Origin of the sequence: Peribacillus phoenicis (assembly GCF_047238085.1) — a bacterium.
Lineage (GTDB): Bacteria > Bacillota > Bacilli > Bacillales > DSM-1321 > Peribacillus.
Genome location: NZ_JBDFMF010000001.1, coordinates 4,026,667 through 4,046,081, shown reverse-complemented (window position 1 = coordinate 4,046,081; position 19,415 = coordinate 4,026,667). Strand labels below are relative to the sequence as shown.

At 38.9% G+C, this 19,415-nt stretch carries 16 protein-coding genes; 11 read left to right on the top strand and 5 right to left on the bottom strand.

What is annotated here, in order from left to right; translation table 11 throughout:
- Window positions 1-165: 165 nt before the first annotated feature.
- The 4 genes from ABC374_RS19825 to ABC374_RS19810 all read left to right on the top strand — a co-directional run bounded on the left by ABC374_RS19825 (window position 166) and on the right by ABC374_RS19810 (window position 6,193).
- Window positions 166-1,149, top strand: a complete 984-nt coding sequence (locus ABC374_RS19825; RefSeq protein WP_413019516.1) for a restriction endonuclease — start codon at window positions 166-168, stop codon at window positions 1,147-1,149.
- Window positions 1,150-1,334: 185 nt separating this feature from the next.
- Window positions 1,335-1,466 (top strand): hypothetical protein, encoded by a 132-nt coding sequence (locus tag ABC374_RS19820; protein WP_413019515.1) that lies wholly within the window; start codon window positions 1,335-1,337, stop codon window positions 1,464-1,466.
- A 574-nt stretch (window positions 1,467-2,040) separates the two neighbouring features.
- Window positions 2,041-3,768, top strand: a complete 1,728-nt coding sequence (locus ABC374_RS19815) for an MrcB family domain-containing protein (protein WP_413019514.1) — start codon at window positions 2,041-2,043, stop codon at window positions 3,766-3,768.
- Window positions 3,740-6,193: a DUF2357 domain-containing protein gene (locus ABC374_RS19810; RefSeq protein ID WP_413019513.1), complete on the top strand. Its 2,454-nt coding sequence runs from the start codon at window positions 3,740-3,742 to the stop codon at window positions 6,191-6,193. Before ABC374_RS19815 ends, ABC374_RS19810 begins: the two co-directional genes overlap by 29 nt.
- Window positions 6,194-6,566: 373 nt before the next feature.
- Here ABC374_RS19810 and ABC374_RS19805 read toward each other — a convergent pair whose 3' ends face one another.
- On the bottom strand, window positions 6,567-9,533 hold the full coding sequence (locus ABC374_RS19805) for an AAA domain-containing protein (RefSeq protein ID WP_413019512.1): 2,967 nt from the start codon (window positions 9,531-9,533) through the stop codon (window positions 6,567-6,569).
- Window positions 9,534-9,876: 343 nt separating this feature from the next.
- Between ABC374_RS19805 and ABC374_RS19800 the strand changes: the two genes are divergently transcribed.
- On the top strand, window positions 9,877-10,077 hold the full coding sequence (locus ABC374_RS19800) for a hypothetical protein (protein WP_413019511.1): 201 nt from the start codon (window positions 9,877-9,879) through the stop codon (window positions 10,075-10,077).
- 504 nt (window positions 10,078-10,581) lie between these two features.
- The gene (locus ABC374_RS19795; protein ID WP_413019510.1) at window positions 10,582-12,036 is read left to right on the top strand and encodes an Msr family ABC-F type ribosomal protection protein; all 1,455 of its coding nucleotides are present in this window, start codon (window positions 10,582-10,584) and stop codon (window positions 12,034-12,036) included.
- Between the two features lie 73 nt (window positions 12,037-12,109).
- On the opposite strand, the gene ABC374_RS19790 is transcribed toward ABC374_RS19795, so the two are convergent.
- Window positions 12,110-12,604: a L,D-transpeptidase family protein gene (locus ABC374_RS19790; RefSeq protein ID WP_413020404.1), complete on the bottom strand. Its 495-nt coding sequence runs from the start codon at window positions 12,602-12,604 to the stop codon at window positions 12,110-12,112.
- A gap of 204 nt (window positions 12,605-12,808) precedes the next feature.
- Here ABC374_RS19790 and ABC374_RS19785 point away from each other — a divergent pair, with 204 nt between their 5' ends.
- The 4 genes from ABC374_RS19785 to ABC374_RS19770 all read left to right on the top strand — a co-directional run bounded on the left by ABC374_RS19785 (window position 12,809) and on the right by ABC374_RS19770 (window position 15,057).
- On the top strand, window positions 12,809-13,147 hold the full coding sequence (locus tag ABC374_RS19785) for a hypothetical protein (protein WP_034309801.1): 339 nt from the start codon (window positions 12,809-12,811) through the stop codon (window positions 13,145-13,147).
- Between the two features lie 165 nt (window positions 13,148-13,312).
- Window positions 13,313-14,038 carry a ZIP family metal transporter gene (locus ABC374_RS19780; RefSeq protein ID WP_350299994.1) on the top strand — a complete coding sequence of 242 codons (726 nt, stop codon included), beginning with the start codon at window positions 13,313-13,315 and terminating at the stop codon, window positions 14,036-14,038.
- A 165-nt stretch (window positions 14,039-14,203) separates the two neighbouring features.
- On the top strand, window positions 14,204-14,566 hold the full coding sequence (locus tag ABC374_RS19775) for a hypothetical protein (protein WP_413019509.1): 363 nt from the start codon (window positions 14,204-14,206) through the stop codon (window positions 14,564-14,566).
- 278 nt (window positions 14,567-14,844) lie between these two features.
- The gene (locus ABC374_RS19770) at window positions 14,845-15,057 is read left to right on the top strand and encodes a hypothetical protein (protein ID WP_413019508.1); all 213 of its coding nucleotides are present in this window, start codon (window positions 14,845-14,847) and stop codon (window positions 15,055-15,057) included.
- Between the two features lie 103 nt (window positions 15,058-15,160).
- Here ABC374_RS19770 and ABC374_RS19765 read toward each other — a convergent pair whose 3' ends face one another.
- The 3 genes from ABC374_RS19765 to ABC374_RS19755 all read right to left on the bottom strand — a co-directional run bounded on the left by ABC374_RS19765 (window position 15,161) and on the right by ABC374_RS19755 (window position 17,662).
- Window positions 15,161-15,514: a hypothetical protein gene (locus ABC374_RS19765; RefSeq protein ID WP_413019507.1), complete on the bottom strand. Its 354-nt coding sequence runs from the start codon at window positions 15,512-15,514 to the stop codon at window positions 15,161-15,163.
- 157 nt (window positions 15,515-15,671) lie between these two features.
- Window positions 15,672-16,592, bottom strand: coding sequence for an NAD(P)-dependent alcohol dehydrogenase (locus tag ABC374_RS19760; protein WP_413019506.1), 921 nt, complete (start codon window positions 16,590-16,592; stop codon window positions 15,672-15,674).
- A gap of 158 nt (window positions 16,593-16,750) precedes the next feature.
- Window positions 16,751-17,662 (bottom strand): LysR family transcriptional regulator, encoded by a 912-nt coding sequence (locus ABC374_RS19755; protein WP_413019505.1) that lies wholly within the window; start codon window positions 17,660-17,662, stop codon window positions 16,751-16,753.
- A 436-nt stretch (window positions 17,663-18,098) separates the two neighbouring features.
- On the opposite strand from ABC374_RS19755, the gene ABC374_RS19750 reads away from it, so the two are divergent.
- Window positions 18,099-19,382: a GntP family permease gene (locus tag ABC374_RS19750; RefSeq protein ID WP_413019504.1), complete on the top strand. Its 1,284-nt coding sequence runs from the start codon at window positions 18,099-18,101 to the stop codon at window positions 19,380-19,382.
- The last annotated feature ends 33 nt before the right edge of the window (window positions 19,383-19,415 follow it).

Here is a 19,415-nt window from a genome sequence, read left to right as displayed (position 1 = left end):
GTGTAAAAGTGCAGGGGGATTCGGAGAAAAGGAAACATTTGATTTACTGGGTGGAAGCAAGAAAACTAAATATAATTAATACACTAACAACTTTGCCCTAGCATGATAACCAATTTATCAAACGGATGCTAGGGCTATTTTTATAACAAATAGGAGATGTATTACATGAAAAAATGGTGGATGATTCGTGCAGGAGATTATAATGAACTAATGCCTATTTGGAAAGATCAAGGCATAGCATCAATAGGTTGGCCACAATTTGGAAATCCAAAGCAATATCATTTTAAAACAGAGATGAAAAGTAAAGCAGATAGTGTCTACAGTGATGAAAAGCCCCAATCGAGAAATAGCTGGGTCAATCAAGTATGGAGGTTTAGCCGAGAGATTCAGAAAGGAGATCGAGTCATATCCTATTCTAAAGAAAAAAGAGAGTACATAATTGGTACGGTGACAGAATCCCACTTTTATGATATATCTGTTGGAAATCCTGATTATCCTAACACTATAAGAGTTAATTGGGAAGATAATTCGGTAGAAAGAGATTCATTATCACAAGCAGCAAAGAACAGTCTAGGGTCAGTTTTAACTATATTTCGAGTAGATCAATGGGGAGATGAAATCGAACGCTTGTTAAACAATCCTTTATCAGTACCAACAGGATCAAATGAAGAAGATGTAGAAGATGAAATTGTAGAAGACTTGGTGGCTAAAGCTTTCGTTATGATAGAGGACAAAGTGGATAAATTAGATTCATGGGAGATGCAGGAATTAGTAGGTGGCCTACTTCAGGCAATGGAATACAATGTTCAAATAAGTCCAAAAGGCCCTGATGGTGGCGTTGATGTATTAGCATATAAAGATGCATTTAGATTTGAAAAGCCGATTATAAAAGTGCAGGTCAAACACCGAAAAAATGCAGCGTCAGCACCAGAAATACAGCAGTTATTAGGCGCTAATCCGATTGATGCCAACAGTCTGTTTGTTTCTACCGGGGGGTATACTTCACATGCAGAAGCTGTAGCAAAGCATAATTCTGTTAAGTTAGTAGATTTGGAAGAGCTCGTTCGACTTGTTGTGCAATGGTACGAGCAGATGCCAAAAGATAAAAGAGCTTTGTTGCCATTGAGGATGATGTATGTACCTGAGTAAAAAATGTAGTAACGAAAGAGAAATTCTGACGATACCACTAACCCTCATAATGAATCAGGTCATTTATTTGAAACAACTTGGAACGAAAACGGCACACCACTGAAGCCAACACCATAACAATATGTCGGAGTGATTATGGCGCATTTTGACAATATAAACGAAACTATGGCTTTTGAGGTAACCCAATGTATATCGAATATGAACGGAAAGGAAATCCGAACCAACTTTTATTGCAAACCATAAAAACGATATTGTTGGCCAAGATTTATAAAATGGTCGTTCTGCTAGCTATGTTAGAGCGTGGAGATGATAGTTAGATCAAGTCGATCACTTCTAAGGAAGCAGCACCATTCTTTCATAGCTACGTAACAGAAACAGAGTATCGAAAATAAATCGACTTTGCTGACAAATCCTCTAAAAAGCCATGGCATCACGATAAAGATGGAGTTAGTAAGTTAATTGAAAATATGCCTATGTCTAAGTGGAGTGGAAGCTCTAAAGGATGGTTTACTTATGAAGATGATATTTTAAACATGAACTTTGATATCAAACTAGATGGATCAGAGGGTGTTGTTTGAAATGACCAAGGATATATGTGAATATAGACTTCAGTATCACTTTGAGCCGAAGGCGAACTAGTTTAATAAAAGGAAATAGTACTTCATCGAAATCCTCCTTAGGTATAACTTGGCAGGATTTTTTTGTGTTTCAGAGTAATTGTGAATTATCGATATTTTTCTTAAGATAATTTATAAATTTTGTAAATGTATCGTACTATGAGATTAGAACAATAATGGTGATGATTTAATTGAATGGAAAAAGAAGTAACTATGATAAAGTTCTAATCAAAATATACATATTATGAGCACATACAATAAGGAGTTGCAAAAAGTGGACAGTAAATTACGAGAGTATTTTCTGAAAATATCGAGTGAATATCTAACAGCAAAAAGTGAGGGTTTTGGTGGAAATGCTTTTGCTAGCTTTATAAGACACGATGTACCAAAGGAGATGAGTAAGTTATCGTTTCTTGATGATAAAAACTATTCCGTTGCAGCTTCTGCTGGTAAAGGGAATTGGGCAACGGTTCCCTGGATTTCTATTTTAAATAATGAGGTAACGAATTCTACCCAAAGAGGGTATTACTTAGTTTACCTTTTTAGTGAAGATATGAAGAGACTTTATTTGTCTTTTAGTCAGGGTGTAACGGAAACGTCTAAACAAGATATGTTGAGGATAAAAAAGGATATTCGGGGACATATCACAATGGATTCTTCAGTGAAAAAAGATGATAGCATGTTTATAGGAGATAGCAATAAAGCAAAACAATATGCAGAGTCAACTGCTGCTTATATTGAGTATAATCTTTATGATCTACCTGCTGAAACGAAGCTTGTTCAAGATCTTAAAATGATGGTTGGTTATTATGAAGAGTATATAGCATTTAAAAGTAATCCTCTTATAGATCCTTTATATAATTCATCTCCGGGTAATGAGATTACATATGAAAAAGAAAAATGGTTAGCGAATAACAAAGAACTAATCACCCACATCCATTCTTACATTACAGCCAAAGGGTTCTACTACACCAAAGAAGAAGTCACAAATTTGTTCTTATCTCTTAAAACAAAGCCATTTGTTATCCTTTCTGGTATTTCTGGTACAGGGAAGACGAAGATTGTTCAGTGGTTTGCGGAGAGTGTGGGGGCTACTGAGGAGAATGGGCAGTTCACGTTGATTCCGATTCGTCCGGATTGGAATGATGGTTCGGATTTGCTAGGGTATGTGGATATTAAGGGAGATTTTAAGCCAGGTCCGTTTACGACTGTGATTGAAAAAGCGAAACAGAATCCGGATAATCCCTATTTTGTGTTACTCGATGAAATGAATCTAGCGCGGGTGGAGCATTATTTTAGCGATGTGTTGAGCGTGATGGAGAGCCGTAAGTGGGTTGACGGAAAGATGGTTACGTCGGCTCTTCTTTCTGAGGAAATGGCAAAGCGGGATATCAGGTTGCCTGTGAATCTTTATGTTATAGGGACGGTCAATATGGATGAAACGACACATCCTTTTAGTAAAAAGGTGCTCGACCGGGCAAATACGATTGAGTTTAACCGGGTGGAATTATCGAATTTTGCTTTTCTGGAAGAGCAAGCAGAAGTGGAACCAAAATTGGTTCAGGACCATATGTTCAGGTCGAAATATTTACACTTGAAGGATCTTTATTTGGGGAATCAGGAGCTTGTTAAAAAGGTTACCGCTGAATTGGAAGATATCAATAAATCATTGCAGCTAACCAATGCCCATATCGGTTATCGGGTTCGGGATGAGATATGTTTTTACCTTGCTTATAACGAAGACAGTGAATTGATGAGTTTTGAGAATGCTTTTGATCATTGTATATTACAAAAGATCCTGCCGCGTATTTCAGGTAGTGATACCCGGGTAGAAAGGTTATTAGAGGGTTTATATCGTTTGTTTACTTCAAAAGAATATATCGATGATGAGGAAAGTAATGAAATCAGCATACGTACGGCGAGATATCCGAAAAGTGCCGCTAAGGTAGTAGAGATGCTTAGGAGGTTACAAGATGGCTTCACATCCTTCTGGATCTCCTGATGATGTCGACTTGGTCAAAATAGAGGCAGCGGCATTTTCATTAGTGATTAAGGGAAAGCCGTATCATAACCGGTACGAGGGGTTAAAGCAATATCGAAAGATGGATTATCATGATATGATGCAATTTTCTGTTTCAGGAGAAGACGTACAAAGTGTTGAAGTCTATGATATTGAATCAGGAAAGTTAACTGATTCCCAGCAGGTGCGGCCAATTTTCTTTGAAAATGGGACATATCAAGTGCTTGTCATTTCAAAACAAAATCAAGAACTAAACTTTTACCATGAACATCCTATATTACGCCAGGCAATATCTCGTATGGAATTGAGTGGAATGTCGCTTTTAACAGGGAATCTTCAATTTCAAAATGAGGTAGGGTATACGACTTTTGAAGTTCGTTCAGGTGCAAAAACTTTATTGGAAGTCACACTTGAAATTTTTCCGGTTAAATTGGATTATCAGAAAGATTATCGACAGTTGCTTGAGGAAGTGAATGATGAGATTTATAACTTGGCTTTTCACTTTATCCGGAAAACGTATTTAGGGGCAAACATCAAGCTTGAAGGTAAGCCAAGCAGGGCTGAATTCTATCGTTTGATGACGAAGCATTTTAAGCAGTTAATCCAGGCTGTTAACCGAATCGAGAGGCAGCCACATCATATATTAGAAACATCATATGTGAAAGCGCGCGGCGATCAGCTAAGCAAGACTGATTCTTATACACGGAAGTATTTGCAAAAACGGAGTCAATCTTTTATGGAAGTGGAGAATGGAATTAGAATTCATGGGAAAACGATGATGCCGCGTGAAGGGGTTAAGCCTAAAAAAGAGTTGCGTTACGATACGATGGAAAATCGTTATGTAAAATGGATGATGGAAAGACTGATTCATAAGTTTGATGATTTGTTAGGCGCTTTAATGAATAGGAATAAGCGTTGGAAGGAAGTACCTGATACGGAACTTCTGTTACGGCTGAATCAAATGAAACAGCAGCTTGAGTCAAGGAAGAATAATGTCTTTTGGCGATCGATTGGCAGACTTGATCGATCGGTAATGAGTTTAGTCCTGCAAATGGCACCAGGTTATCGAGATGCCTTTCAAATTTATTTAACGGTCTCAAAAGGCCTTATGCTGCAAGGAAAGCTTTATCAAATGTCTGTTAAGGATGTTGCTACATTATATGAATACTGGACTTTTTTAAAGCTAGGACAAATTTTGAGCAGTAAATATACCCTGTTGAGTCATGATATTGTCAGTGTAAACCGAGATGGGCTGTTTGTGAATTTAGAGGCAAACAGAACAGCAAAACGAGTCTTTGAGCACCCAGTAACAAAGGAAAAGATTGAACTTATCTATCAAAAATATGAGAAAGATTTACCTACCATTCCGCAAAAGCCTGACTCGATGTTGACGATTGAGAAAAAAGGAAAAAATCACCGTTATAATTATGTAATTGATGCCAAATACCGAATTGATTATGCACAACCTGAAAGCTATTATCAATCCCGTTATAAAACGCCGGGACCGGTGGAAGACGATATTAATACGATGCACCGCTATAGGGATTCACTAGTTTCGATGTGTAATGGTCCTTATGAGCGGACAGCCTTTGGAGCGTATGTGTTATTTCCTTGGTCAGATGAGCAAAGTTATGAAGAACATCATTTTTATAAGAGTATTAATAAAGTCAATATTGGCGGGTTGCCATTTTTGCCAAACGCTACTAATATGGTCGAGCGATTCTTAGAGTGCCTCATTGAAAAAAGTCCTGAGGAAATTCAGCGTGAAGGGATATTACCTAGGGGAACGAAAGAGGAATGGGAATCAACATTAGAAGAAAAAGTACTTGTCGGGACGGTTTCGAACGAAGCAGTTTATCGAGACTTTATTCAGCAGGGCTACTATCAAATCCCTGTTAATAGCTTAAAAAAGGGCTGGCAAGAAGCAAAGTATGTTGCACTTTATTCGACTTCAGAACTTGGGGAGAACGGTGTTAGAGATTATGGAGAAATCAAGCGAATTGCTACTGAAGAGGATACTGTCCGTTTCTTTGTGGAAGTTTGGAAAAATACAAAGCAGGTTATCCGTCCTGTAAAATACGGCATAGCAACGTATATGATGACAACTCTTTCTTTACTAAACGAGGCGAAAGAGCTGCCAGAGCTATACATGAAAAACAAGCAGGAAACCACTCTTTGGAGGATGCTGAGAAGGATTTCAGATCAGATAAAGATAAACCTCGATAACAAGGTTTTGGACGAAGCTTTAGGAGTAGGGACTTTCTCGTTTAAAGGAATCGAAATCCATTTGAATCAAGAGGAAAAAACTTTATTTATTAAAAATGATAGTCAGGAACGAATATTGGGTACAGATTTATTAATTCATCAGCCTTCCAAAGTATTTAGAGAAGTGCTTGGTTTGCTTTGAACCACTTTACAATTGAATGGTGAATTTTATCTAAAACTGCCGAAAAAATATCTAGGATAATTACATTAAACTAGACAACCTTTAGACGGTCTGATGTTAGACACTAGTTGAGAGAGAAGAAGATTTTGGAATGATAAAAGCTCAATCTTCTAAAACTGAGCTTTTATATTTAGTGGGGATATCATTCGGTTACTGGAGGAACTTTTATTTTGTGACCAGTGTAGCAGGTGAACAAAAATAAAAACTAACCATCTCTGGATAAAGATGGTTAGTTTAAGCTGTTAATAAATTAACATAGCCCCAGATTAAAAAATTATAATATCGTTATCCATAAAAAACATCTCACCAGCGTAGGCACTGAATGGATGTTTTTTTACGTATTTATTAGCTTATTTAATATGATTTGATAGTTTGGGTATACGCTTAATAGCTGACGGTCTCCAATAATATAAAATTCTTCCTTCGCACGTGTGACCGCTACATTTAAAATGTTTGGCTCCTTACAGGCCCATTCCGCTGCTGTTTTTTTCGTAGCATCCGTACCTGTAATAAAGAACACAATTTCTACTTCTCTCCCCTGGAATGTATGAACGGTTCCTATATTTTCCTTTATCCACTCGTTATACCAATCATTCGCCTCTTTTGCAACGTTTATCAAAATTTTTCGGTATGCTTCTGCGGTTTCATCAATACCATCATGCGGTAATTCATGTTTAAACGCTTTTATCAATATTGCCCAACGATTTTCCTTCGCTTTTAAATAGTCTATTATTCCATTTTTAACCGCGGTAAAAGGCGTTATAATGAAGACGGAGGGTGTTTTTAACTCGCCGCTTTCAATTAATTTTAATTGCTTTTCAAATTCCTCTAAGCGAAGCTGTGGGCTGTAAGAAATATATTGTTTGAATAGTGCTTGGCGCGATAATACAGCTAATTCTGTCGAAGGTTCTTGCTGTGTCATAAAGTGTTCATAAAACACTTCTTTTAAGACCATTTTCGGCTCGTCTCCCGCAAGTGCCCACATTTTCATTAACAACATTTGCTGAATTTTTTGCTGCCAATACATTTCTAATTTTTGTTCAAGCGCTACTACTTGTTCTTTAACAAATTGTTGAGTGCTCACCTTTCCTTTAACATCATACCAATCACTTTTCCCTACCCCATCTTTTCCAAGTACCATTTTGCCACCGTAAGCTAATTCATTGGCCATTGAAAACATAGGTTCTAAACAGCGACGATGCACCCAAAGCGGAATCCCAATCCATCGATTCTCTTGAACAAAGGTGCCTTTACTATTGCTACGGTCTGCTACCGATTGAACGGAACATCTTACACCTAGTAAGTCTTCCTCAAGGCTATAAACTTTCCGTAAATCTTCTAATATTGTATTATCTGCTGTGACAACAGGTTCAATTTGCAGTGGATCACCTACAACCATAACCTTACGCGAGCGCCATAAAGCTCCTATTGCTTGCAATGGTAAAGCTTGTCCTGCTTCATCAATCATTAAGTACGGAATAAAGTCTTTATCAATACCCCGATACATCGATGCAAAGCTTGCAAAAGTCGTGCTCACAACCGGGAAGAAACAGTGGACGGTATGCCACATCGCATGAAGCTTTTCAATCGTTTCCTCTTGATTTAAATCTAATGTATTTTTCTTTTCTAATAACGATAATGCTGCACGTAATTTTTCCCCATGAATTAAAATAAAGTGATTTAATACATGAATCGCCTTTATAAATAATTTTGAACGTTTAATGTTTAAATTATCAGTTTGAAATAATACACTTTGCTGACGATTTTCGTAATTTGAAGTTGTCCAAAAAGCATCTGTTGACTGCTGCATCGTTGCATCTGCTTTTTTACGTCCAGCAATCATTTGTGCTACCGCATATTTTTCAGCTTCTACTTCATTTTTTAATTGAATAAACTCATCGCAAATTGTTGCCCAATTTTCTTTTGCTTCATCACGTGCAGCTTTTGCTTTACTCCATTCAGCCATCACACTGAACTTTCGATCTAGTAATTGTTGTGCTGCTTTTTTGATATTAGAACTGTTACCAAGCGCTACTGAAAATAGCCCCCAGCTATCCTGACCAATTATCTTTTTCGCTGTTTTTGGAGCATATTGATAAGTCATTAATTCATCTGAAAAGCGCTCATCAACTTTCCTTTGTTGAGGTAATTCTTTTGAAATATTTTCAACTGCACCATTATTGCTTGATGTCACGACCATCGCATGTTGGGCTATTGATGGCGCAATTTCATAAATAAAACGATCTATCTCTTCATTTTCTTTAAAAGGATGAGGGATTTTTTCTTTGAAGCTTGTTTGCTTAATCATGCCATTTACATCATCTCTAAATCGGGTCATTGCATCTGCTTTTTTTACAATAATTTCTGCAAATATATCTTGTAGCAGTGTTGTTTTCCCCGTACCAGGTGGGCCATTTACCGAGCAAACAGGGGTATCTGATGCAAAAAATTCATTTACGGCTACTTGTTGCATTAATGACAATCGGTACTGAACTGGCGAAGGCCATCTTCCTAATGGAAGTTGCTCTGGATGTAAAATATGTTCGATATATGCAAGATTTTCATTAATGTCTTGTCGATCTGCGGCTTGTGTTAAGAATGTCGTCAATGTCTTATTTAAATCATTTTTCGCGCGCAGTAAATCCTCCGTAAAAAAGCTATTAAATTTCATATTTTCTTCTTGGTCATCTTGCTTTAAGATACATTCCAATACACGAATTTCTGCACGTGGCACAGTTCCAAAGAATTGCAGAAACTGCTTGTGAAATTCTTGCATCCATTGGTCACTAAATTGACCTCCATTAATCGCATTTGCTTGTGTATTTAAAACGAGTTTATTTTCGTTATACACTTGCATAAAATCGATATCTTGCAATTCATCCTGCTCTTTCATTAATTTAATATAGAGCTGTAAATAAGGAATAAATAGTGACTCATCAATATACTTACCATCTTCATCGAACTCCACATAATAACTAAAACAGATTGTATAAGACGGATTTATAATTTCCCCATGCACGTTATGTAAATCGCGTTGGAACTGCGTTAATTCATGCTCGTAATATACATTGCCATAAAAGCCAAAACGTTTCTGAATTTGCAATGACTTTAGCTCAATTTGCTGCCAAAAGAGTGGTATTTCCATCGTTGCTGCATTTAGCACTGTGAATTTTTGTAGATAGTTTTCTTTTTTTAAATATTTTTTTGCAATACGTTCCTTTAAGCGCTTTGTCTGAATTTTTCCCGGTGCCAACGTTTCCAAATGCCACCACGCTTCAATTACCTTTTCTGGTTCACTCATAACTACAACCCTTTGTATGTTTTTATTAGTTTTATTATATAAATAATTAGCGTTTTTTGCCAAATATATTAAATTAATACTTTGAAGCAATTGTAAATGTGATTTTATAGCACTTTATCTGTCTTACTTTTAACATTCCGTTGCTAAGAAAACGCCTTAAACTCACCAAGATTTATGATAAGTTGCCACCTAGAATAATTTTTAATAGTTTAAAGAAGAAAAAAGTAAGTATGAATCTTCATCAAGTTTAAAAGCAAATGTTGAATCCGGTAATAAAGTTTAGTGCTGTTACTAGAGATGTAACAATGAATTTAGAGCCCTTCCATATGAATAGGCCTATAATTTGGGTATAAATGGTATTCATACATTGATCACCATCGAAGAAAGGGAGTTTCAAGCAAATATCCTTCAAACACCGATTGAACTAGACGAGCAAAAAGAAATGAACATCACCCGCAGATACCCGGCCTATTTAATGATCAGCGGCGTCATGATTATCATGGTTACGCTAGTGTTTTATTATTGGCCGATCAATATGAATTGATAGATAGAACGATCTAGTGTACTGGCAGGGGAGATCCCTGCCTTTTTTATATAAAACGAAAAACATTGACTATTGGAAATTTCCTGGCTAAAATAGGGGCAAGAATTGAAAGGAGCGATAAACGTGGCATTTTTACAACTATACTGATATACACACATATTATGGAAAAAACCACTTTAACTAAGGGGTTATTTGCTGTGTGTATAGGATGGATATGTTGTAGAGGTTTTGTCGTTCTACGGGATATCTATGCCGATTTTTTCAGTACACAGAGCCTTTCTGTGTGCTTTTTGTTTTGAAGGGATTTAACTTGATGATGTTACTTTTCTATTGATGCGAGTTTGGGAGTTAAGCTCATATCGATTACAGGGTATTCAGCGGTGACTACAAAATAGGGGGAATGTAAATTGCAATTCTTATTATTCTTTTGATGCGGGCTTGAAATAGAAGCTCGTATCGATCCAAGCTATCGATACGAAATCACAAATTTCGGAGGTAGCGAATATGGAACAAATATGCTTTGAATTAGAAAATGTCGAAGTGACTTATTTAGATAAAGAGATATTGAAGATTGATCGATTGGCTGTACATCAATTTGACCGCATCGGCATCGTCGGGAAAAATGGTACAGGGAAAAGTACGTTATTGAAGTTGCTTGCTGGAGAAATTCAACCGACAACCGGAAAGGTAAAGGGTTACGTTGATCGTGGCTATTTTGAGCAAGTTGAAGCGCCTGTTGTTGCAGAAGCTGATCCAGCGTTACTGGGAAAATTGGCAGTTCCGCGAAATTCTGCGTCACTAAGCGGCGGTGAGCAAACGAGGCTGAAGCTTGCCCAATTGTTTACCCACTATAATGAAGCGTTGCTTATCGATGAGCCGACAACCCACTTGGATCAAGACGGCCTTTCATTTTTACTTGATGAATTGCGCTATTACTATGGTGCGCTTGTCTTGATTAGTCATGACAGGGCTGTACTGGATGAACTCGTCACAACGATTTGGGAAGTGCATGAAGGCGAGGTACATGTATATTCAGGGAATTACAGCGAGTACATGGCACAGAAGCAGTTAAAGCGTGAACAACAGACGCATGCTCATGAACAATTCATTAAAGAAAAGAGCCGGCTTGAAAAAGCGGCGCAGGAAAAAATGAAAAAGGCTGAAAAAATCGCTCAGGCTGGAAGATTGTCAAAAAAAGAGGCGAATGCAAAGCCGAATAAGTCGTTTATGACGAAATCGAAAGGCACAAGCCAAAAATCCGCACAACGCGCAGCGAAGGCAATTGAGCATCGAGTGGAAAAACTTCAGGAAGTGGAAGCTGTTCAAGAGGAAAGGCAAATCGTATTTCGCCAGTCAAAGCAATTGGAATTGCATAATAAGTTCCCGATAATGGCGGACCGATTGACTCTTCAAGTGAAGGAGAACGTATTATTGGATGAGGTGAGTTTCCAGCTGCCGATCGGTAAAAAAATAGCCATCACAGGCAGCAACGGCAGCGGTAAAAGTACTTTGCTTCACCATATTGCGAATAATGGTACAGGTTTAACGGTTTCTCCAAAAGCAAAAATGGGTTACTTCCGTCAAATGAGCTATAGATTTGCAAAAGATGAAACGGTTCTGCAATTCCTGGAGAATCGCTCAGAATATGATAAAGGTTTTTTAAGAAGCGTCCTGCATTCGATGCAGTTTACTGGGACGGATATACTGAAAAGCGTTCAGTCCTTAAGTGGCGGAGAAGCGTTTCGCCTCCAGCTTTGTCAGTTGTTCTTAGGGGAATACAACATTCTGTTATTGGATGAACCGACCAACTTTATGGATATTACTGCCATTGGAGCATTGGAACGATTCATAGCTGGATATGAAGGCACGATCATATTTGTATCCCATGATCAAGCGTTCATAAAGCAGGTTGCCGATATTCAGTATAAGCTTCAGGCGAAAAAATTGGTTCAAGTGTGATTTTTACGTTTACGGAAAAATAAGCCGATGAGAAAATTCCATCGGCTTATTTATATAAGAGTAACTAAGCACATTAAGGATGAATCGTAACCGGTGTCCCGATTGGAACAATCCTTGATAATTCCTCCACGTCCCGATTATGCATGCGAATACAGCCTTTTGAGACGGCTTTACCAATCGAGCTGGGGTCATTCGTTCCATGAATGCCGTAGTGCTCCTTGGATAGACTCATCCACATTGTACCGAATGGGCCTCCGGGGTTGGGGGCTTTATTGATAATGATGAACTGTCCTACTGGTGTACCGAACAGCATTCTTCCAACGGCGATTGGATATTGTTTCTGCAATACTCCATTTTTTAGCAGTCTTAGCTTACGGTTGTTAACGGACACATCGATCTGAAATGGAATGGTATCAGCAGGAGGAAAACCAGGGATCATTATGGGTTGACCAGGATTAATGACATTTGGATTTATGGTCGGGTTAGCAGCGATGATGGCCGATAGCGGTTTCCGATAGTCCCTGGATATCTGTGTCAGTGTTTCACCTGGTTTAACTGTATGAATCAGTCTGAACACCTCCATAGGTTATAGTTGCATGTTTCATTCTATGTGATTTTTCAAAAGTGTTTCGTAACTCGTTATTAACTGTTATCTGTTTTTAATGAAACTTATATGTTAAGTAACTAAGCCGAAAAGAAACCGAAATGAACTTTTGATAAAATAAGTTTTTATGGAGATGGATTTTTTGTTAGTTAAAGAGGGGGAATAAAGGTGGAGGAACATGTGAAAAAGGCTTTAATCGAATGGAATGAAGAAATTAGTGATGTATTAAATGGGATAGAAAAAGAGTATGAAGAAGTTAAGCGTGATCTTCAGGTTTATTCCTATAAATTCAATATCACCAAGCAAGTTGTACAATCCACTATAAATGATGAAATTATTCGAAACATCCGCGAGCTCTATCATAAACCTTTTGAACAAAAATTGAACGAATTGAAAGAATCAATAAAAGAGCTGGAAGAAAAGAGAAAGGTTTTTCAAATGTTTGTCGATAAAATTGAAAAGGTTAGTGAAAGAGAAGAAGGAAAACCGCAAATATCAGTCATATAAGGCAGTGAAGAACAGGATACTCATAAGTACTCTACTATTCTATACCCAAAAACTAGGCAGCGAATATAACTGCTTTTTTTTGCTGGAATTGCAAAAAGCGGCCCATTGTTTACCCCAACATCAACCCGGGTACACTATCCTATAAAAAGGAAATGGGGGAATTCTATGTGGAATGCGGTCTTTTGGGGAGGGGTTTCGGGTTCTGCTGTCCTGCTTGGCGCACTTGCCGCCATCTTCATTCCGATCAAGAAAAACATCATTGGCTATATCATGGCTTTTGGTACGGGTGTATTGATTGGTGCCGCGGCATATGAGCTGCTTGCTGATTCGGTGAGTGATGGAGGAATTTGGGCGACGGCAATCGGATTCATCGCAGGGGCAGCCGTATTTACTGCCTTGGATTTACTTATTTCCAAAAAAGGTGCGGATAAAAGGAAACGGTCCAATAATAGCTCCTCGAAGGAAGCGGGCCTAGCCATTTTTATCGGGACGGTTATGGATGCCATACCGGAGTCGATCATGATTGGCGCAAGCTTAATAAGCGGCGGCTCGGTAAGCTGGTTATTGGTCATTGCCATCTTCATCAGTAATATTCCGGAGGGGCTCTCAAGTACAACAGGTCTGCTCAAAAGTGACTATTCCAAAAAGAAAATCATGCTGCTGTGGTTTTCTGTCCTGATCATTTCGGCACTATCCTCGATGTCGGGCTATCTATTTCTCGATCATGCCCCGGACTATGTCCTGGCAGCGATGGCAGCCTTTGCAGGCGGCGGGATCATCGCCATGATTGCCTCAACGATGATGCCTGAAGCATATGAAGACGGAGGGCCGATCACGGGCATATTCACCGCAGCCGGCCTGCTTATCTCTTTGGTTCTGGATTCGATGTGAGATTGTCCCCTTGGAAGGAAAGGGGGGCAATTTTTTTGTGTAAATTCTATCATAGAAGGAAATGCGCAAGGAAATCTATCTCGAAAAAAGAATTGTTGGTGTTAAAATACCATTTCAAAACATACACTCTTCATATAGATTTTAGACATTGAGGAGATGTTAGAAATGAACTTCGAGATGCAAATAGCGAATATGTTGGCTGATAATATAAATGGTTTCATTACATTCGTCCGGGAAAATCATGAAAATGAAAACAATTGTTTTTGTTTAAATAGAGATAAATTGTATCAATTGAAGCTTCTTGTTGACGAGTTCAAGTTTCAGGTATGGGCAGATGAACTTAAACGAATCAATCGGTTTACCTGGGATGAAAACTACACGCATTTATTAGTTGATAGATTCAGAAAAGGGATGGAGATCATTGAAGAGTTCGTTGAGAATAACTACAGCGATTTATTCATTTTCACCGCTAAACTTTACACGTTGAATAGCCTCAGCTTAACCTTTTGCAAGGAGGAACCTCAATAATCTTCCCAATGAGTGCGGGATAATAGTTTATATATGTTAAAATCTAATAGGATTTAGCCCGGAAAATGAAAATAGTAATGTCATAAAAGAATGCCCTGGCATCTTTTTGAGATAATCCACAAGTAATGCCTCGAATAAGGGAGATGAAGCAATGATAGTAAGTGAAGGAATGGGCGAGCTTATACAGGACTTTCGAAAGAAATGGTTATGATAAAGAAAAGGAGACCAGTAAGGCTACAGAATTTAAAAACATCCAAACTGGAGAGGTAATATACTTATTGCCTACTCAAGAGCTAGGTGTTGTTTTGGATCCAAAGACAGTAGAAAACCATAAAGATTTTAAAAGTGAAAAGAAGTATCATAGTACTGCATTAAAAAAATTTCCTAAGAGAGTGAATAAAGGCCAAACTCCAATACATTATGGGTATTCTTTTAAATTTAAATCAATAGGTGAGTTAGAGTCCTTTATAAAGAGAGTCAATGAGATTTGATAATGCTAAATTGAAATCGCTCTTTTCTCTTTAAACCGATCCGGATTACGAATCAGTAATCGGGCTTACTCTAACTAGTTTCCTTGCAAAGGGCTGCAAATATTTAGGTGATCGCCCAAAAAAAGATGGCTAAAGCGATGATTGAAGAGATGATACCAAGCACTGCTTTCCACTTTGATGAAGCGTTCAACCAGATAAAGACGCTGCTCACTATCATTCCAATAGAAAAAAGCACGCCGCTAATCACTTTCATCCATGTCGCTTCAAAAATTGGTTCGACCAACAAGAGTACCCAACTGAGTGCCACCAGACCACCCGTAAAGATAAAACGCTTACTCGTAAAATCAGTCTTCACATCATTTCGTTCTTCTTCTGACATCTTTTTATAACCCCGCCACATCAAGAAGGCCGGAATCCCTAACATTAAAACTAATTGTACAATTGCATCTATATTCATTGAGTCCTCCAGAAATTGCTGTATACCTTCCATATACGTTTGTTCCTGGAAAAAGTTTCAACATCTTCCTGCATAATGACATCCTACCCCTTCAGATCCGATTGTCTAAGGGGTATTTACATGTCCAAGAGGTAGTTAAAACATGTGCAAGGTTTTGTCAGGGTTTATCATGTACAGTTATGACGACATTTCCCTTTTTATGTCCTAGCTCTACATATCTATGAGCCTCGGGAATTTGTTCCAGCGGGTAGCGTTTATCAATGACCGATTTTATTTTTCCAGTCTCGATTAGCTCCTTAATGAGTAGTAAATCTTCCGTAAGTACCTTTGCTATTCCTTGCCCTTCAACGGACACATATCGCCCGTTCGGGGTTAGTGCTTTTTTGCAATTGGCTTTCGAGCTTTTCCCGACTGCATCAAAGATGATGTCATAACGCTCTTGTCTTTCCGTGAAATCCTCTTCCGTATAATCAATTACTTTATCTGCTCCCAATGATTTCACCAATTCAAAATTAGCGGAACTGCATACTCCGGTAACTTCTGTTCCAAAGTATTTGGCTAGCTGTACCGCGGAAGTACCTACCGAACCGGATGCACCGTAGATGAGGACTTTTTGTCCGTCCTGGATATTGGCTTTTCTGAAAAAGTGCAGAGCTGTCGTTCCCCCAAAAGAAACGGCGGCGGCTTCCTCGTAGGTCATATTGGCAGGCTTCATTGCGATTGGCCCATCTTCAGGTAAGCATGTGTATTCGGCATGTGCCCCAAAATTCATTCCAGTCATGGCAAAAACCTGGTCGCCTTTTTTGAAATTTTTTACATTCCTTCCCGTTTCCTCTATTTCCCCGGCCAGCTCCACTCCGAGTATCGGTTTTCGCGGTTTTCTAAGACCCAGGAAGATTCGCATCGGCAGCCATAATAAGAAAGGACTCTTAAAACCCCGGACTCTTACGTCCCCTGAAGCGACTGTTGCCGCGTGAACCTTTACCAGTATTTCGTTGTCCTTGGGCATCGGTTTTGCTACCTCTTTGAGTTCCAGTACATCGGGTGAACCGTATTTCGTGCATACCATTGCTTTCATCGCAAGTCTCCTTAGTTTTTTGATTCAGTCTTTTAATACTATGATTTAAGCTGAACTATAAAACTACATGTAAACGAAACTGAAGAAACTTCTGAAGAAACACTGAAAAGCAGTGAGATTTCACCTCCGAAATCCACTGCTTTTACATTTTTTTATATTTAATTGGTGTTTGTAATGTCATTCTGCACTAGACCAACACCTTCATTCAGCATCTTCAATAGTTCTTTCAGAGCGAAGGAATGGTAGGCGTCTTTTTTGGTGATGATCCCGAGTTTCCAGTGGAGGTTCGAGTTTTTTAACGGAATGATTTTAACATTTTCGTTGGTTTGCTTATGATAAATCGATCTGGGCAGGAGGGTGATGCCCAGTTTGGATGAGACGAGTTCAATGATCAGGTCCCATTGTGAGCTTTGGTATGAGACGTCAGGGGTGAATCCGTCTTTTTCGCATGCCTGGATAATGTAATCATGTAAAGTGAAGTCTTCTGAGAAAAGGATGAATTTCTCGTCTTTCAATTCAGTTAAGGTGACGGCTGAATGGCGTGCAAGTCTGTGCTCTTCATGAAGAAATAAAACGAATTCGTCTTCAATGAAGCGGTAAATATTGTAATCAGCTTCGCTGGCAGGCAATACGACGATGCCGAGATCGATTTCGCCTTCTTCGACAAGCTTTTCAATCAGCTTTGCGCCCAGTTCGACCAACTCGAGGGAAACTTTCGGATAACGTTCTTGAAAGATGCGGGCAATTTCCGGGAAAAACAGAGTGCCGATCAGCGGAGGGATGCCGATTTTCACAACGCCTGTTGTTATGTCCCTGAGGTCATCCAAGAGTACATTCAATTCGGATAATGCGGCGAAGGCTTTTTGGCCTTGCTGATACACGATTTGTCCGGCATCGGTCAGTCGAAGGTGTCTCGTTGAGCGGTCAAAGAGTTCCACATTCAGCTCTTCTTCGAGTTTTTTGACGGCTTTACTTAAGGAAGGCTGTGTTAAATAAGAATTCGCGGCGGCATTCGTAAAACTTTTATGTAGGGCCACTTCCATGAATGATTTTAAATCTCGTAATTCCATATCTGTCTCCTATTTATTCGTAGAACGAATAGATTGTATTCTCTTTATTCATTTTACTTATAAATAAAGTGGATGTAAACTATATGAGGATTAAAAAGCAAGTATATATAAACCTATTTTAATAAAATATTCTTTACTGTAAAAGTATAAGGAGAAAGGGCTTTAGTATGAGCTGTATTTATGATGTCTTATATTAATGAATATATTTCCATCCTATCAATCAGCTTATTCACCTTTCTCGGAAATGCGGACAAGGTAGGTTTATGAAGTTATTTTAAGATTACAAAAAAAGAGGGTGTTCTCGTATCCACTTTTTTAGGGTTGATGCTGTGAGACAAGGATTTTGAAGTCTGCAGCATAACGGAGTTACACATCAAGGGGGAAGCATGATGGAAAGCAAAACTATTTACATCACCTTGGAAAGAGGTGATTTCGAGTGTTAAGTATAATTGTAGGCTTAGTATTGCTGATGGCTTTGGCCTATTTGGGATGGTCCATCATTTGGGTGGCGCCGCTTGTGGCTGGAGTAGTAGCATTGATGAGCGGATTGGATGTATTTGAAACGTATACCGGAACGTATATGACCGGATTGGTAGGGTTCGTTCAGAAGTGGTTCCCAATCTTCCTGCTGGGAGCGATTTTCGGAAAGCTGATGGAAGAAACGGGTGCTGCGAAATCCGTTGCCAAGAAGGTAACGCAGATCATTGGTAAAAAGAGGGCGATTCTTGGGGTACTGATCGCTTCCGCTTTATTGACATATGGCGGAGTCAGTTTATTTGTGGTCGTGTTTGCCGTTTATCCGATCGCACTTGCGTTGTTTAAAGAAGCAAACGTTACGAGAAGGCTGCTTGTTCCCACATTTGCGCTTGGGGCATTTACTTTCACGATGACGGCCATACCGGGTACACCGCAAATCCAAAACCTGATACCGATGGAGTATTTCCATACGACACCTACTTCAGGCATGATCATCGGGATCGTCACTTCATTGATCATGGCAGTTGGCGGGTATTTCTGGTTATCCTACAGAGAAAGATCTCTTTCTGCTAAAGGAGAAGGATTCATCGAAAAAGATGATGCGGTTACCGGTTCTGAGCAAGATGAAAAAGTACCGAATTGGTTATTGTCCTTGGTTCCCCTTCTTATTGTTGTCCTATTGCTTAACGTTGTGAAATTAGAACCCATTTATGCTTTATTATTAGGGGTTCTGAGCATTATGGTCATCAATATCAAGGATTACAAAAAGTTCATTTTCTCTGTTAATGAGGGAGCGAAAGGGTCAGTGATGGCCATCCTGAATACAAGTGCCGCTGTTGGATTCGGAGCTGTCATTGCGGTTATACCCGCATTTGATAACATCACTTCTTGGCTGCTTAATATCTCGAGCAATCCGCTCGTTGCCGAATCTCTTGCCGTACAAATCATGGCAATCATCACTGGTTCCGCTTCAGGCGGTATGGGTATTGCGCTTAATGCACTTGGCGATACTTTTTACAGCTTGTCACAATCGACGGGAATCAGCCCGGATGTATTCCACAGAATGGCGGCAGTCGCTTCAGGTGCATCCATTTTCCCTAATAATGGTGCTCTATTGACACTATTGGCGGTTACAGGATTGACTCATAAAGAAACTTATAAAGATGTTTTCGTGGTTGCGTTCATCATCCCGACCATTGCCATGATCGTCGGCATCATAATGGGTGCCATCGGTATCGTTTAATAAATATCGATACAATAAATTAATCTACTCTAG